General features: G+C 27.5%; 17 protein-coding genes and 2 tRNA genes. 11 read left to right on the top strand and 8 right to left on the bottom strand.

The window, feature by feature from the left end; all coding sequences use genetic code 11:
* Positions 1–492: 492 nt before the first annotated feature.
* From J3E06_RS04205 to J3E06_RS04195, 3 genes are all read left to right on the top strand, one after another.
* On the top strand, positions 493–1,119 hold the full coding sequence (locus J3E06_RS04205) for a sulfite exporter TauE/SafE family protein (protein ID WP_013179564.1): 627 nt from the start codon (positions 493–495) through the stop codon (positions 1,117–1,119).
* A 215-nt stretch (positions 1,120–1,334) separates the two neighbouring features.
* Positions 1,335–2,447: a thiamine-phosphate kinase gene (locus J3E06_RS04200; protein ID WP_013179563.1), complete on the top strand. Its 1,113-nt coding sequence runs from the start codon at positions 1,335–1,337 to the stop codon at positions 2,445–2,447.
* Between the two features lie 141 nt (positions 2,448–2,588).
* Complete coding sequence (locus J3E06_RS04195) at positions 2,589–3,557, top strand: NOL1/NOP2/sun family putative RNA methylase (RefSeq protein ID WP_013179562.1); 969 nt, start codon at positions 2,589–2,591, stop codon at positions 3,555–3,557.
* A gap of 119 nt (positions 3,558–3,676) precedes the next feature.
* On the opposite strand, the gene J3E06_RS04190 is transcribed toward J3E06_RS04195, so the two are convergent.
* The gene (locus tag J3E06_RS04190; RefSeq protein WP_013179561.1) at positions 3,677–4,906 is read right to left on the bottom strand and encodes a translation initiation factor IF-2 subunit gamma; all 1,230 of its coding nucleotides are present in this window, start codon (positions 4,904–4,906) and stop codon (positions 3,677–3,679) included.
* A 481-nt stretch (positions 4,907–5,387) separates the two neighbouring features.
* Here J3E06_RS04190 and truD point away from each other — a divergent pair, with 481 nt between their 5' ends.
* Together truD and nadC are read left to right on the top strand one after the other, a co-directional pair.
* Positions 5,388–6,797 (top strand): tRNA pseudouridine(13) synthase TruD, encoded by a 1,410-nt coding sequence (gene truD, locus J3E06_RS04185; protein ID WP_013179560.1) that lies wholly within the window; start codon positions 5,388–5,390, stop codon positions 6,795–6,797.
* Positions 6,798–6,842: 45 nt separating this feature from the next.
* Positions 6,843–7,724 carry a carboxylating nicotinate-nucleotide diphosphorylase gene (gene nadC, locus J3E06_RS04180; RefSeq protein ID WP_013179559.1) on the top strand — a complete coding sequence of 294 codons (882 nt, stop codon included), beginning with the start codon at positions 6,843–6,845 and terminating at the stop codon, positions 7,722–7,724.
* A gap of 63 nt (positions 7,725–7,787) precedes the next feature.
* Here the strand turns inward: nadC and J3E06_RS04175 are convergent, their stop codons facing one another.
* Positions 7,788–8,891 (bottom strand): phosphoadenosine phosphosulfate reductase family protein, encoded by a 1,104-nt coding sequence (locus J3E06_RS04175; protein WP_013179558.1) that lies wholly within the window; start codon positions 8,889–8,891, stop codon positions 7,788–7,790.
* A gap of 207 nt (positions 8,892–9,098) precedes the next feature.
* Between J3E06_RS04175 and J3E06_RS04170 the strand changes: the two genes are divergently transcribed.
* The 3 genes from J3E06_RS04170 to J3E06_RS04160 all read left to right on the top strand — a co-directional run bounded on the left by J3E06_RS04170 (position 9,099) and on the right by J3E06_RS04160 (position 9,739).
* Positions 9,099–9,185: transfer RNA gene (locus tag J3E06_RS04170), tRNA-Ser, on the top strand.
* Positions 9,186–9,278: 93 nt separating this feature from the next.
* Positions 9,279–9,352, top strand: a tRNA-Ala gene (locus J3E06_RS04165).
* A 138-nt stretch (positions 9,353–9,490) separates the two neighbouring features.
* Positions 9,491–9,739, top strand: coding sequence for a DUF2798 domain-containing protein (locus J3E06_RS04160; protein ID WP_013179557.1), 249 nt, complete (start codon positions 9,491–9,493; stop codon positions 9,737–9,739).
* Positions 9,740–9,794: 55 nt separating this feature from the next.
* On the opposite strand, the gene J3E06_RS04155 is transcribed toward J3E06_RS04160, so the two are convergent.
* Together J3E06_RS04155 and J3E06_RS04150 are read right to left on the bottom strand one after the other, a co-directional pair.
* Entirely contained in the window at positions 9,795–10,196 is a 402-nt protein-coding gene (locus J3E06_RS04155) for a hypothetical protein (protein ID WP_013179556.1), read from the bottom strand.
* A 110-nt stretch (positions 10,197–10,306) separates the two neighbouring features.
* The gene (locus tag J3E06_RS04150; RefSeq protein WP_013179555.1) at positions 10,307–10,867 is read right to left on the bottom strand and encodes a methanogenesis marker 17 protein; all 561 of its coding nucleotides are present in this window, start codon (positions 10,865–10,867) and stop codon (positions 10,307–10,309) included.
* Between the two features lie 456 nt (positions 10,868–11,323).
* On the opposite strand from J3E06_RS04150, the gene surE reads away from it, so the two are divergent.
* Positions 11,324–12,133 carry a 5'/3'-nucleotidase SurE gene (gene surE, locus J3E06_RS04145; protein ID WP_013179554.1) on the top strand — a complete coding sequence of 270 codons (810 nt, stop codon included), beginning with the start codon at positions 11,324–11,326 and terminating at the stop codon, positions 12,131–12,133.
* A 51-nt stretch (positions 12,134–12,184) separates the two neighbouring features.
* On the opposite strand, the gene J3E06_RS04140 is transcribed toward surE, so the two are convergent.
* Positions 12,185–12,595, bottom strand: a complete 411-nt coding sequence (locus J3E06_RS04140; RefSeq protein WP_013179553.1) for an Rpp14/Pop5 family protein — start codon at positions 12,593–12,595, stop codon at positions 12,185–12,187.
* 66 nt (positions 12,596–12,661) lie between these two features.
* Positions 12,662–13,360, bottom strand: a complete 699-nt coding sequence (flaK, locus tag J3E06_RS04135) for a preflagellin peptidase FlaK (RefSeq protein WP_013179552.1) — start codon at positions 13,358–13,360, stop codon at positions 12,662–12,664.
* 626 nt (positions 13,361–13,986) lie between these two features.
* On the opposite strand from flaK, the gene J3E06_RS04130 reads away from it, so the two are divergent.
* Positions 13,987–14,442 (top strand): MarR family winged helix-turn-helix transcriptional regulator, encoded by a 456-nt coding sequence (locus J3E06_RS04130; RefSeq protein WP_013179551.1) that lies wholly within the window; start codon positions 13,987–13,989, stop codon positions 14,440–14,442.
* Positions 14,443–14,542: 100 nt separating this feature from the next.
* Here J3E06_RS04130 and J3E06_RS04125 read toward each other — a convergent pair whose 3' ends face one another.
* Complete coding sequence (locus tag J3E06_RS04125; RefSeq protein WP_013179550.1) at positions 14,543–15,172, bottom strand: IMP cyclohydrolase; 630 nt, start codon at positions 15,170–15,172, stop codon at positions 14,543–14,545.
* A 150-nt stretch (positions 15,173–15,322) separates the two neighbouring features.
* Positions 15,323–15,547 carry a 4Fe-4S binding protein gene (locus J3E06_RS04120; protein WP_013179549.1) on the bottom strand — a complete coding sequence of 75 codons (225 nt, stop codon included), beginning with the start codon at positions 15,545–15,547 and terminating at the stop codon, positions 15,323–15,325.
* 250 nt (positions 15,548–15,797) lie between these two features.
* On the opposite strand from J3E06_RS04120, the gene cgi121 reads away from it, so the two are divergent.
* Positions 15,798–16,316: a KEOPS complex subunit Cgi121 gene (cgi121, locus tag J3E06_RS04115; RefSeq protein WP_013179548.1), complete on the top strand. Its 519-nt coding sequence runs from the start codon at positions 15,798–15,800 to the stop codon at positions 16,314–16,316.
* Positions 16,317–16,455: the final 139 nt, after the last annotated feature.

Below are 16,455 nucleotides of genomic sequence, written 5' to 3'. Positions count from 1 at the left end.
TATTATTAATATTTAGGTATTATTTTTTTAATTTTAATATTACTTGTCAACAAACATATGTAATAGTAGGAATAATATATAAATCTTATGATATGATATTACTATTTTTAAAATTTTAATACTTAATCATCAAATATTTAAGTATGATTAAATATTACGGATACCTAAGAATTTACATTTTTCATTTTTTAATATTTAATGTATTTTAATTACAATATGGGGTATATTGTAATGATAATTAATTAACATTGTTATTTGTAGAACTTACTTATATAAATATATTTCCATATTCTCTACAATAATACGTAAATTAAAAAAATAATACGGAATAACACAAAATTTATGAAAATATTATATGGTAGTATTTAAAAAAACTTTATAATAACCACTTATTTATATAGTAAGGTCAATATTTTATTACTAAGTAATAATTTATTAAGAATATTTTAAAAATCGTAATACTGAACTATAAAAATTAGAGTGGTGGATATTATGGAACTTGTTATTTTAATTTCAGCTTTTATATTAGGTGCATTTCACGCACTTGAACCTGGACACGGTAAATCAGTGATGGCTGCTTTTGTACTCGGGACTGATGCAAATATAACTAATACATTAACATTAGGTTTTACAGTTGTATTTTCTCATACATTTGTAATTTTCCTAATGGGAATTTTATCGTTATATTTATCTAACTATTTGAACGTAGGGAACCTAAGTTCCACTATGGAAATCATAGGGGGCATTATATTATTATTGGTTGGATTTTGGATATTAAAAAGCTACTTTAAACCACATATACACGCCATTGATACAAATAAAAGTGCTGTAGCCATTGGCTTATCTGCGGGTTTAATACCTTGCCCTGCTGCCCTTGCAGTACTTCTAATTAGCATATCGAGTGGTGCTATAATGGAAGGTTTAGCTTATGTAGTAGTGTTCAGCTTAGGTTTGGCCATTAGTATATCTTTATTCTCAATATTATTTGTTAAAAGTAAGGATTTTTTAGAAAAATACGTTTCAAATAACAGTATTAACAAATTACCTTTATTAAGCGGAATTATTATAATTTTATTTGGAATTTGGAATATATCAGGCCCGTTATTTAATATTCATTGAGTATATTGTTTTTAAATTTAAAAATGGGTTAATTTTTATTTTTTATTTTCTTTTTTATTTTCTTTTTTATTTTTCATTTTTTTTAGTTTTAAGTATAAATTTAAATTATAATTTTATTATTTTTCAATTATCAGTTTTTTATAAAAGATATCATATAAGTTAATTAAAGAATAGATTTATAGATTAATTATAAAATAGACTTTAGAGTAGATTATATGACAAAAAACGCTAAAATAAACGAACTTGAGATTATAAACATAATTCAAAAAAATAATACCTCAATAAAGGGAAATTCCAACGTTATAAAATCCATAGGGGACGATTGTGCAGTTATAGACCTTGGAGTTAACAAATTAGTCATTACCACAGATATGTTATTTAGGAGCACCCATTTTCCAAAATTACTTACCCCATTTCAAATTGGCAAAAGGGTAATTACTGCAAATGTATCAGATATTGCCTCAATGTGTGCAAAACCGCTTGGAATTGTCATATCGATGGGTTTTGACAGTGAAACCGCCGATAAAAACTATATCGATGAGCTTTCAAAAGGCATAAACTCAGCTTGTTGCGAATATAATTGTCCATTAGTCGGCGGAGATACTAATAAATCCAAAGAATTAGTTTTATCAGGTACTGCTTTTGGAATTACCCCTAACCCCGTTTATAGGACTTTTGAAATGGCTGGAAACGAAAACGAACAAAAAGACTTGGATTCTAATATATATATTACAAATGACTTAGGTAAGGTATCCTGTGCTTTATTAATGTATGAAAAATATTTATTTGATAAAAAGAACGGAGTTCCTGACAGTTTTAATACAGGTTTGAAGCTAATAAACGAATATCCTGAAATATTTAAAAAGCTTAGCGAACCAAAAGCAAGAATTTTTGAAGGTATGGCCCTTAATGGTCATATTAATACGTGTTGCGATATTTCTGATGGATTAGGTAAAGATATAACATACATCAAGGATTTTGAACTTTATTCTGAGGATATATTGAATTGTGCAAGTTCTGAGACTTTTGAATTTTGTGAAGAGCTTAATATTGATGATATGAATTTATTGGACCTTATATTAAATAGTGGGGAAGAATTCGAATTATTATTCAGTTCCTTTAATTCACCAAATTATTTAAATAATATTCTGGAAAAAAATAAAAATAAAAATAAAATAAAAACTAAAAAGGAGAATAATTTAAGTACTTCAAGCAAAGTTGTAAAAATAGGTAAAAAAATTGAAAACGGGCAATATATTGACGATATAGAGTTTAAAGAGTTCCACAAAGGAACTATTAAAGGATATGTACATCATTGGGACAATTAAACTAAAAAAATAAAATTTAAGATTAATAATGATAATATTGATATTATGGATATTATGGATATTATTGATATAAATTATAAATAATATGATAAACAATAGTTTTGAATTACGATAAAAATATATTTTAATTATGGTGAAATTATGGGACTTAAACTTACCTCTTCATTACGTGATATTAAAAAAATGAGAGAAATGAAGGATAAAATTAGAAAAGACAATAAAATTGAATTAGATTTGCCTAAAAATTCAGATGAAAGTTATGACAAAAGTATTTATGGCGAAGAAAATTCCGATGAAAATAATAACGCTGAATTTCAAAACTATAAATATATAAGAGTTAATACATTGCAAATAGCACCGGAAGAACTTAAAAAAAGGCTTGAAAATAAAAAGGTTGTTCTTGAAGATACCTTTTTAGATTATGCCTTTAAAGTGGTTAGCAGTCCTTTTTCAGTTGGTGCAACTCCCGAATATTTATACGGGTATTATTTTATGCAAAGTATTTCCTCAATGGTGCCCGTAATTGCTTTAAATCCACAAAAAAATGAGCGAATATTGGATATGTGTGCAGCACCGGGCGGTAAAACTACCCATATTGCTCAATTACTGGAAAATGAAGGCGTAATTTTTGCAGTCGAAGTAAATAAAAACAGAATTAGAAGTCTTACCTCAAACGTTAACCGTATGGGTATTAAAGACGTTGTTACAATAAATACAGACTCTGTTAATTTAAAATCTGAAGAATTGGGCTTATTTGATAAAATATTGTTAGATGCACCGTGTACTGGAAATGCTTATAAAGATAGTAGCAGGATTAAAAATAGAAGCGACATTTTATTTTGCTCTAATCGTCAAAAAGAGCTCATACATACTGCCATTAATTTATTAAAGTCTGGCGGAGAATTAGTTTACAGTACTTGCTCACCAGAAATAGAAGAAGATGAAGAAGTAATTAGCCATATTGTAAACCTTAGAAATGACGTAGAATTGATAAAACTTGACAAAAACGACTATAAAGGATTAAACATCCAAGATGCGTTAATAAAAGGTACACTTAAGATATTACCACCTAATGAGCCATTTTACATTGCTAAACTTAAAAAATTATAAAATAGTTTTTTTATTTTTATTTTTAAAATAATATAATTATGTTATATTAGATTATATTAATTTATAATTAGATTATATTAATTTATAATTAGATTATATTATGTTATATTAATTTATAATTAGATTATAAGACCGTATCCTATTAATCTCCATCTTGAACCTATTTTTCTGCTAATTGCTACCCTATCACTTTTATCAGCGCAAATTGGCAATTTTAATTTAATATCTACTTCTTCAGGTCTTGCTGATGCGGTTATACCCACGGTTGTTGAAGTACCTACGTTTAACATTAAAACTTCGTTTGTTTTTAATGGTTCGATGGTTAATTCATCCTGTGAACCTACAACTCTCTCGAGTAATTGAGGTTTTATAGTAATTTGTTCTAATGTAGGAGGCAAAGTTCCTGGTTTTCCCGCAATACTTCCGTTTAAAGCATCTGATTTTGTTAATGAAGGGTCTAATTCAGTACCAACACCAATTAAACCACCTGGTTGTGCTTCTTTTACCTTTTTAGAGCCTGCACCGAGTGATGTTATTTTTGTTATTATTGGTTTCCAAGATGTTTTGTTTCCTTCAACAACTTTGATACCAGGTCTTATTTCGATGTCTGCACCTGTTTCTAAGATACCTTGAATAATACTTCCACCGATAACTCCACCTTTTAAGTTTTTAATAGGTGAACCTGGTTTATTAACGTCGAAACTTCTTGCAACGTGCATTCTAACGTCTAAAGTGTCGTCTCTTTTTGGTGTAGGTATATATTCTTGAATTGCACTTAATAATATGTCCAAATTAGCACCGTGGTGTGCTGATACCGGAATTATTGGTGCGTCTTCCGCAACAGTTCCTTTTACAAATTCTTTTATTTCATCGTAGTTTTCGACTGCTTTTTCACGTGAAACTAAATCGATTTTATTTTGAACAATTAATATGTTTTTAACGCCTAAAGCATCTAAAGCCATTAAGTGCTCTTTTGTTTGAGGTTGTGGGCATGTTTCACTTGCTGCGATAACTAAAATAGCCCCATCCATTAAGGAAGCTCCTGATAACATAGTTGCCATAAGTGTTTCGTGTCCTGGCGCATCTACGAAAGAGATTTTCCTTAAAACTTCTGGTTTTTCTCCGCATTCACATTTAGTACCTACAGTATAAGCCTCAGCACCTTCACATTTTGGACATTTTTTAATTTCACAGTCTGCATAACCCAATCTAATGGAAATACCTCTTTTTAATTCCTCACTGTGAGTATCTGTCCAAACACCGGTTAATTTTCTTGTTAAACTTGTTTTACCATGGTCTACGTGTCCAACCATACCAATATTTACTTCGGATTGTTTCGTTCCTGTCACTGTTTCCCTCCTGAGTGATTTTTTTTATAATTTATTTTTAAATTTTAATCTTGAATATTGCTTAAATGACTTAATTTTTTAAGTTATTTTTCAATTTATTATTATTTCTCTTTTTTTATTTTTAATTATTTTTAATTATTTTTAATTATTTTAATTCTTAAATACCGCATACTTTACAATTTATACTATATACTTTACAAATTGTACGATAATACATCTTTATAGGAATCTGACGTACATTTGAAAATAAAATAAAATATTTATAAGTTTTATAACATAATTATAAATTTATGTACAAGTACTAATATACTAAACAATATACTAAATAGCGTACTAAAAATTATCGGTGTACACATAAATAATAATATTTAGATTAAAAGAAGATAGTTATTTATAGTTTATATAGGTTTGTAAAATTAAAATACGCTGATGAAAATTACTAATTTAAGATTGATTGGTAATAAATGGAGATTGTAAACACATGGAAACTTATAAAAAATTTGAATATGTCGTAAATGAAAGAAAAAAAGAAAGTAATAAAAATATTTCAAAATTTAGAAATAATTTCCGACGAAAATTTAGAAATATAAAGGTTAAAAATGATTTAAATGATTTAAAACTAAATATTGAGCATTATATTACAAATTTTAAACGGAATGACGGAATTGTAAAAGAAAATCCTGAAGATTTCATCGTAGAGGAAATTTTAGAAAATAGAATGGTTTTAGGAGCCAATGAAAGCTTAAAAAATCAGATTGTCGATGAAGAGATTCCCGAAGAATTTAAAGATGTAGAACGCTGGAATGGGTCTTTTTTACACTTTACGGTTGAAAAGGTTAATTACAACACTATTGACGTAATAAAAGACTTAGCAAGACTAACTAAAACCAAAAGAAAAAACTTCGGTTTTGCAGGCACAAAAGATAAATATGCGTTAACAACTCAAAGAATGGGATGTTTTGGCATTAAACCGGAAGTTTTAGAAGCTGTTGGTAAAAATGGTCTCGTGGAAAAAAGAGGCGGTCAATTTATAATACGAGATGTTTGTAAATCAAACAAAAAATTGAGAATGGGTAATTTATGGGGCAATAGGTTTTCTATTAAAATTAGGGACGTTGAAGAAGAGGGGGAATCCTACGATGCTAAAAATTTAAGTTTAGATTATGTGATTAACTACTTTGGCGTCCAACGTTTTGGGCTTCAAAGACCGATTACTCACCTTGTAGGTAAACATATCTATGAAAGAGACTTCGAAACTGCTTTTTATATTTATTGCGGTACGCCAATAAACGAAAAAGGGCTTAAAAAAGAAGCAAGAGAAGCCGTAGAAGATGGAGACTTTAAATTAGCTTTAAAATTGTTTCCTCGAGAAAGCGAATATGAAAAAAGACTAATACAACAGTATTTAAAATACAAAGACTACAAAAAGGCTTTTTACGCATTTGCTCCACAACTCAGAAGTTTATTTGTGAATTCCTATCAATCATACCTGTTCAACGAAATATTAAATAAAAGATATGAATACGGATATGGTGCACTTGAAGGCGATATTTTAGAAGATGGCGTACCTACTGCACCACTTTGCGGTTATAAAACGGAATATTCTAAAGGTATAGCTGGCGAAATTGAAAAAGAAGTGTTTGAAAAATACAGTATAGACTTTAAGAAGTTTAGAATAGAAGATTACGGTAATTTTTCAGGTCTTAGACGTAAAATGATTACTCCCGTTTATAACTTCAAAATTGAGAAAATTTATGAAAAATTGAATAATAACAATAATTCTGAAAATTTAAATTCAAAAGAAAAAGCCATATTAAAGTTATCTTTTGAATTAGAAAAAGGAAACTATGCTACAATTGTAACAAGGGAATTTACTGGTAAATTATCTTAAATAGTTCATATGATATATACAATATGAATAATATGATGTGATATTATGATAACAAAACACGCTATAGATATATTGGAAAAATCACTGACATATGACGTTGGTTTTGGAGATTTAACAGTTGAAACGTTGATACCAAAAGATTTAAACTGTAAGGCATTCGTTGTTGCTAAAGAAAATACTAAAATTTGTGGTATGGATTTTGTAGTCGAATTTTTAGAAAAAAACGGCATATCTTGTAAAAAATTGTATGATGAAGGGGATTATATAGATTTTAAAGATGTTAAATACTCCGAAAATTCCAAAAAAAGAATTAAAATATTGGAAATCAGCGGTAATGCTCAAAAAATAATCACATATGAAAGAACAATTTTAAATTTTATGATGCACTTGTCTGCAATTGCAACAAAAACTTACGAAATCGTTTCAATGGTTGAAAAAGTCAATCCAAACGTTAGAATCGCTTGTACTCGAAAAACTTTGCCACTTTTATCGATGGTTGAAAAATACGCTGTTAAAGTAGGCGGTGGGGATACTCATAGATATAGGCTTGATGATATGATTATGATTAAAGATAATCATATTGAAGCGTTAGGTATCGCCGAATGTATGAAAAGGGTTAAAAAAGTTAGTTTTAGTAAAAAAATTGAAGTAGAAGTCGATAATAATACTCAGCTTCGAGAAGTAATAAACCATAATCCTGATATAATTATGCTCGATAATTACAACGACTCAGCTATTGAGGAAGCATTAGATATAATTAATAATTACCATTTAAATGGTTTTAAACCCATTATCGAGTTAAGCGGTGGAATTACTGAAAAAAACGTGTTAAACTATGCAAAGCACCCTATTGATGTTATTTCGATGGGTTGCTTAATCCACTCTGCAAAAGCGGTTGATTTAGGTTTGGATTTAGAAAAAATTTAAAATTAGTATTCTTTATTTTATCTATATTTTAATTCATTATTCTATTTTTATTCTATTTTGTAATTACCAACCTTGCCATCTTGAATAATTAAAATTATCCAAGGTTAATGTTTCATTTTTATTATTATTATTATTATTATTATTATTTTCGTTATTATAGTTTTCAATACCAATATTATTAGTATTATTCTTTGTATCATTGCTCATTGTTGATTTTGACGAATAAAAATTATTTACTGCATTTAAAACTATCTTTACATTTTCTTTTGTCTTCGGAAGTACTAATATGTCCTTTGAGGGCAACAATATTGAAGCTCGGATATTATTTTCCCTTGCAATTTCTGTAAGATATTTATTTAATTCAAAAACTTCGTCAAATAAATCCGTTGATATCCTTTCTTCAGGGTCGCAATATTTTAAACAGCAACCTTCCCTCCAATGCCCTATTTTATCGCCTACTTCGTGTACACGTTGTACATTTATACCATAGTGCTCGTGAATCGCCATAACGTCATTTTGACTTAATCTTAAAAGAGGTCTCAAAAAATAAGTATCATAACGTCGAGGAATTTTCGAAAGTTCCATTTTATGATAAAAATCTTTATCTTCAAGTTTTGGGTTTTTTTCCCTCAAATCATCTAAAATTGGCCCTGAAATTTTTTCTAAAGCAGTATCTCCAGTTATTATAATATCAAAACCATTTTCTTTTGCATATTCCACAGCCCTAAGTTTCATAATATCCTTACAGATTCTACAAATACTCTTCCCTTTTGCACCTTTAATCTTTTTAGAAAGTTTTTCCGTTATATCGGGGAATATAATAGGTACATCGTACTTTTTAGCTAAGTTATCAGCTTCATTTTTGGAAATATCCCAGCTCCAGTTATGTACGTAATGAATACATAAAACGACATTGATATTTAGTTCTTTGCATAAAGCGAGAGCTGTTGCACTGTCTTTACCGCCACTTAACATTAATAGGGCTTTTTTATTGCATAAGTTATTTTCTTTTAAGTTATATACGATATTTTCTTTTAATTCATTTAAATCGTGTAAATTTCGTTTTTCGATTGTCCATTGTGTAAACTCTAAATTTTTAGGGGGTTTTTCAGCATTTTTTATATTTTTTATATTTTTTATATTTTTTATATTTTCGGTATTTTCCATATAATCACATATTACATTAATCTTGAATTTATAAGTTATTCGTTCAATAATCATAGAATTTCATTATATTAATAGATTATTTTTAAGATTAAAATATTCTTTATAATTTAAAATTATTCCGAAAGCTTTATATAGTAGAATACTTAATGGTATATTGCGAGAGATACAATAGAGAGATAGATATTGCTCTTTTGGGTTCTTTTATGTGCAGAGGTGGTTGAGCTTGGTCAAAGGCGTCGGACTTGAAATCCGATGGGGCTTTGCCCCGCAAGGGTTCAAATCCCTTCCTCTGCGTTTTTTTATAAGACGTTATATTCATTAATATGAATATAGGGATTAATTGAATATGTTAATATATCGATGATATGTTACGATACTTTTTTAAGTGGGCTGATAGCTCAGCCTGGGAGAGTGCCGCATTGGCTATGCGGATGCCGCGGGTTCGAATCCCGCTCAGTCCATTTTTAATTTACTTGATTATTAACAATAACTAATTTTTAAACATTGTTTTTAATTATTAATTTTAAATATTAGATATCTTAATATTATTTAATAGCCAACGTATCAATATAATATCCAATATACCAAAATGGTGAATAATGACTACAGAAAAAATAAAAATAAAAACAAACTTTAAACAACAAAATATCATTTTTGGAGTAATTATGGCAACGTTAATGGCCTTTGGAATGTCCCTTGCGATGACTGCGTCTGTTTTAGGATTTAATAAAACATTATTGTATGCTTGGCCATCTAAATTTTTAATAGCGGTTGCTGTAGCAGTTCCTTATTCATTTATTGCAAATCCAATTGCCAAAAAAATAACTTCAAAAATTTTAAAAAATTAAAAATTAATATACCATTACAGTTAAATATAACGTTAAAAATAAAATTAAAGTATATTTATAAATCATATTTTACAATAAAATACACATTTACAAGTATTTCATCAATAGCATCTTTTTTATCATTTGATTCAATTTTATTAAAGATTTCTTCTTTTTCAGAAATATTGTTATCATTATTTGATAAATGAATTGTTTTACATATATCAAAACTCTTAAATAACACATCTACCTCAATATTTTCAGGTAATTGCTTTTTAAAACCTTTTAAAATGTCAAAAAGTGCATTTACAACATTTTTAGCTTGTTCTTTTGTAAAAAATTCTGAATTTTCTGGAATATAGGATATTTCAGTTTTTAACTTTTTGTGGTCTTCTAATTTTAGCCAATAATCGCCAAATTTGGTGCCTTTTATGACATAATCTTTTAATTCAAAGCTTCTTGAGATGGTATTTTTCATAATTTCCCTTTAATTCCTTTTTAAGTTTTTTTAGTTTTAGTATGTATTCTTTTTATCCCCATTATTAATATTCTTATTTTATAATTTCTTATTTTATAATTTCTTAATAATTAATATCTTACGAGTGAATTTTCTAATTTTTCTTTTAAATCTTTTGCTTCCTTCAACCATTCTGGAGCTATTGGTTTCTCTGAAGCTACCATAACAATTGATTTACCGTGTAAAGTTTGTCTAACTCGCATACCTTCAGGAAATACCCTATTCATAAAATCTAATACTTTATCGATAAATTCATCTTTTGCGTCGTATATTTTTGTGTTTAACTCGATATCCGAATCTGTTATTATTTCTAATCTTGAAGGCTGGTCGATCACATTTATTTTTTCCAAGAGTTTTGGAGCATATGTTTCATCTATGATGTTTAACTTTTTAATTACCTTCCCATCTTGCTTTGATTCTTCACTGATTTCTGCAATATCTCTTAAACTAACTGCTCTCGAGGTAGACTTGGGCAATGCCCCTATTGTAAAATAAGGCTCATCTAAATTACAAATCATAACAACTTGTAGTACGGATTTACCTAAAACCAAGTCTTCAAGGTTTGTTTGTATTATTCTATCATATATTTCCTTTCCATCCGGGTCAGTACATTCTACGGTTATCTTTGACATAAATATCCCTTAATAAGTTTATTACAATAATTTTTACGTATTTTACTAATATATTATATGGAATATTCTATTTAAAATAATTTATGAATAAAATTTGAAATATGATTATAAATAACCTCAAATAAATTTAAATAAATTTAAATTTGAGTTAAAAGTTTAAAAAAAGGTGCTCTCAGTATCTGTGAGTTCATCATACACAAAATTACTAAATTGCCATAATCCGATAGTATATGACAGTAATATTTGATTTCAGTAGAGATGACAATCATCATCGAGCATTTAATAATATTTTATACGTATTTTTAATTATTTTTAATTATTTTATATTTAAAATACCTGTCATTTTATATAAAACTTAAACATTTATAATATATTTATAATATTTGAATACAAAATATTATTTAATTTAAAAATAATTAATAATGAATAAAAAATAAATTAAATATTGGTGGTAAAATGGACAAACTTGATATATTATTAGTTAATGACGATGGTATTCAATCAAACGGATTGTTGGAGTTAAAAAATACACTTGAAGATAATTTCGACGCAAATATAACTGTTGTAGCCCCCTCAAATCAGCAAAGTGGTATCGGTAGGGCTATAAGCTTATTTGAACCACTTAGAATAACAAAAGTTAGACTTCCTGACTGTACTGAAGGTTTTGCCGTTTCTGGAACGCCTACGGACTGTGTTGTTCTTGGAATATTTAAAATACTTGACAAAATACCTGATTACGTGGTATCTGGCATAAATATCGGTGAAAACTTAGGTACTGAAATCACCACGTCCGGAACTCTTGGGGCTGCTTTTGAAGGTGCTCACCACGGTGCAAAATCAATTGCTTGTTCATTACAAGTCAAAACAGACGATATTAAATTTAATGAAGGTCACGCACCGGTTGAATTTAGAAATTCCGCCAAAATATTATGCAATGTGCTTAAAAAATCTATTGATTATAACATATTTGAAAGCGGTTGCGATGTTTTAAATGTAAACGTTCCACACGAAGGGGATGAAAAAACACCTTGGGAGATTACCACACTTGCTCGAAAGATGTACACGACCCACATTGACCAGAGAAAAGACCCTCGAGGTAGGGACTACTATTGGCTTGATGGAAGCCCCGTTTTTGATGAAGAAGAAGGTACTGATGTACATACTGTACGATTAAAAAATAAAGTTTCAATTACGCCCCTTACATTAGATACTACATTAAAAGACTTGGAAAGGTTTAAAAAAGAATATAACGATAAATTAATTTAATTCATTATTTCTTTATTTCTTATTATTATATATTTTTATTTTATATTTTTATTATATATTTTTATTTTTCAATTTATTTTGATATTCTCTTTTTTTCCTTTGAATTATTTTATAATAAGGCTCGTGCGGAACTTTTAAGAATTTTTTTCGGATATTCTTTATCGAATTTGAAACACCCATAATTCTTATATTTATTGGATTTTTTTTATAATGGCTTAATAGTATTAAAGAAGCTTTTACGTTATCTACTTGTGTCCTTTCGACCCTTAAAATACCCATACCATTGCTATAATCAATTAACCAAGGATTAGCCGTAGCACATTCTTTAAGTCCGCAGTAATCAATTATAGAAGTTCTAATTATGCCGATAATATCATCATTTGAAAGTTCTTCTTTATGGAGTATTTCAAACGCCAAATATCGCTTTTTTTCCCGTAATGTTGGTGGTAATGTTTTTAACATATTTTAACCTTTATTTTTAAATTTAATTTAATTTAATTTAATTTAAGTTAATTGAATATACTAAATTTACAATGGCAATATAATACTAATTATTTTATCCCCTAAAAATGGAGTAATAACATATGATATCGCAATTGGTACAAGTAGCGGTAATTCTGGAGTTGCCCATACATATTGAGTATCTTTATATTTCGACAAATCATAGTTTCCAATATCATTTACGGAAGGTATTAATTTAACATCTTTTCCTTTTCCTAAAACTACCTTATTTCCTTTTTTAGCTTCTGCAACAGTTATATATTCTCCAATTAACATTAAAACGTATTCTTTCAATTTCTTAGGCTTTACTCCGTTTGAAAGGTTTTTAAAGAACAAATAAATTGGTAATACAATCATTAAAATAACTCCGTTAAATAAAACTAACAAAGGGAACCAAGGGATATATTCCATTGAATATAGGGGTTGAAGTGAGGAATATATCGGAAATGCGTAAGCAGGGATTAATGCACCCATACCCATTAGTATTTTACCATCTGCGCCACCGATACCCAATACAAACATTAAATAACCGATTATAAAACATATTATGAATCCAGCTACTGAAGAAATCACTGGTGTAAAGCTACCTGCAGTAAATGATAAATATAGTGATAAAAGCAATCCTATGACTGCCATTCCTATCCAAATATAATTTTCTATCTCCCGAGATTTGATATCCTGTATAGAAGCTAGTATCAATCCCAAAAGTCCTATTGTATATGCCATCAAGTTATCACGTTTTAAATTTTTATTTTATTATTATTCTTATTATTATTCTTAGTATTATTTTATTTTAAATTATATGGTTTTTTAGGTTTTTATACCCCTTAGTTTCATATAAGTTCATATTAACACTACCATTTATTACATATGTACTACAAATTTTTAAATATAGCAACTTTTTAAGATTATTAGCGAAAGTAATATATATTAAGATAATTATTTTACATTCGAATGTATTTATTATTGCACATTATTACCAAAATTTTAAAAATATTTAAAAATTTTAAAGAATATCAACTAATGATATATAATGGCGACAAAATTAAATTATTAAATATGTTCAATACGCTAATTTCTAACATATTTTGTATATTTGATATAGTATATTAATTACCTTAAACATATATTCAAATATATAAATAAAGATAATTAATTTATATGGGAATTATTAAGAAACGAACTAAATATATTAAATATATGGGCAAATAATAATACTAAATCAACAATAATCAAAATATGATACACGCCAAAAATATACTAAAAATATACTAATAGTACATTTATAATCCATAACAATTTACTAAGTATATCAATCTCGCCATATAACCAACATCATAACGGGTGATAATTTGGAATATACTCCTAAAGATTTAATATCTCACTACATATATTTGATACATTTAGAATTGAATATATTAAATAACAATTTATTAAAAGACTGCGAAATCACCTCCTCACAGTTTAGAGTGTTATCTTGCTTATGGGTGAAAGATGGATTGACACAGTCTGAAATACATGAATACTTGGGCATAAAACCATCTTCAATCTCCGGATTAATCGATTGTCTTGAGAAAAAAGGTTTTCTTAAAAGAGTAGTGGATAAAGAAGATGCAAGGATAAACAGAATATATTTAACCGAAAAAAGTGCAGAATTTAAAGAATGTTGCTGGGAAAAAGCGATTAACTTAAACAATGAAATATTAGATGGTTTTAACGAAGAAGAGAAAGAAGAAGTTAAAAAGACACTTGAAAAATTATACGATAATGTCCACAAAAGATTGTTAAACCAAAATAATAAAGAATAAATTTTATTTTATTATTTTTTTATTATTATTTTATTAGTCTTTAAAAAAATTAAAATATATTTATTTTAAAATATTCATTAATAAATTATAATTAAATAATTTATATCAATGATTTTTCAATACCGTTATTTGTAAGCATTACTGTTGCACAAGTTACTGGATTTTCAAAGTATTCGTGCTCCATTATGTTTTTAGAAATCTCTTCCGCAGTTTTCACGTCAACAGCTATTGTTTGATGACTTGTTATTTTGCATCCTTCGTAAACACTTAAGTAGTATGCTTCACCAACTTCTAAATCAACTTTTTTAACTCTGATGTCGTCTTTTGATACGTATGACATGTAAGCTTCGTTTTTGCTAAAAGCTACAGATATCCTTGGAGTATTGTAATCGTCTTTTTCATAATCCATTGCAATCATAGTTAATGAGAGTGCATCTCTTAAGGGTAAACCCAACCTTATTTTATCTGCAATAATATCTGTTTGTGAGCCGTTTGTAGCCACAATTACGTCATTTTCGGAATTATTTTCATCTTTTACAATTTTAACACAATTATAAGTAATATATGTATTTTTAAACATTTCTTCTAAGTCTTTTGGTACTATTGCGATAGTATTTTCATCCATTTCTTTAGATATCCTATTAGGGAAACTTCTACTTGATACCCTGTAAGTCACAAAAGGATTTCCTTCCTCTGTTTTGCCCAATATTAAAAATCTTCCAAGATACATTGTAAATCACCGATTAAATAATTAATTTCTTTATAAATTATAAATATACTTAGTAATTTGGATTACTAAATGCAATTAGTGTAAATATTAGCTTATTAATTTATTATTATTATTATTATTTTGATATTTTGATATTTTGATATTTTGTTATTATTTTGTTATTACCTTTATTGCACCAATGGTACAGTAATCTACACAGACATGGCACTCGATACATTTTTCAGTATCAATCGTAGCATTACCTAATGCAGTTATTGCTTCTTGCTCGCAAAATGGAACACAAGCCCCACAACCAACGCAATTGTTATCAATTTCTATGGAAAATGAATTTTTGCCGTTGTTATCGTTATTAACATTATCATTTATTATTGACATAATTTCCCCGACCCATATGGAAGTCTTATTCATTATATTATTTTGGCATAATATTTTGTTATATTATTATCTTATTATTTTAATAAATATCTTAAGTATTAATTTAAGTATTAATTTAAGTATTACATCAAATATAATATGTGTTATTTTATTAAATATTATTTATAATTATTATTTATAGGATATAAAATATTGAGTATATCAAAGAATAGTATAAACATATTATTTATTCAAATACAAATGGGATATTATGAACAAAATAATAAAAGAGAACACCTTTGAAATTAACGATAAAAAATATATTATACTTGGAATTAAAAATGCAGTTGTTAATAATGAAATATTTCAATTAAATAAAAAATTCGAATTTCAAATGATAAATGCGGACTATATTGCTACTATAGAACATATAAAACACGCCATATTACAAGCGATGACTAAAAAAAACATTTCCAATAATTTTTGGGTTGAAATTCTTGTAAGAGCTTCAGCTACTCGTCAAATAGCTACGGCAATTAAACTATTGGGTGCAAAATCTGGCGATGTATGTTTAATATGTAATGATGAAGAAACAGCAAACATAATTATTGATAAAATCGGCGGAATTGTTCAAAAAAACAGCGTAGAATTTTTAGATGTTCCAAATGATGTTAATAATGAGAAATTTAAAAAGATTGTTGAATTATATGGGTTAAAAAATGTTAATTCATCTAAAGAATTAGTTAAAAGAGTACTTGAAGAAATAGCAATTATTGAATGTAAGGTTTAAAAAGATTTGAAATATTTAATTAGTTAAAATATTATCATTTATAAAATCTTTAATTTATTTTTCAGTTATTTTAAAAATAGGGTGCATATTTATATATAACCGTACATTTTAGATAATATATAAATTAACATAAATTTTA

The organism is Methanococcus voltae (assembly GCF_024807655.1).
Classification (GTDB): Archaea; AGJL01; Methanococci; order Methanococcales; family Methanococcaceae; genus Methanococcus; species Methanococcus voltae_D.
Note: the sequence above shows the minus strand (reverse complement) of the source record. Positions and strands in the feature narration are given on the sequence as shown.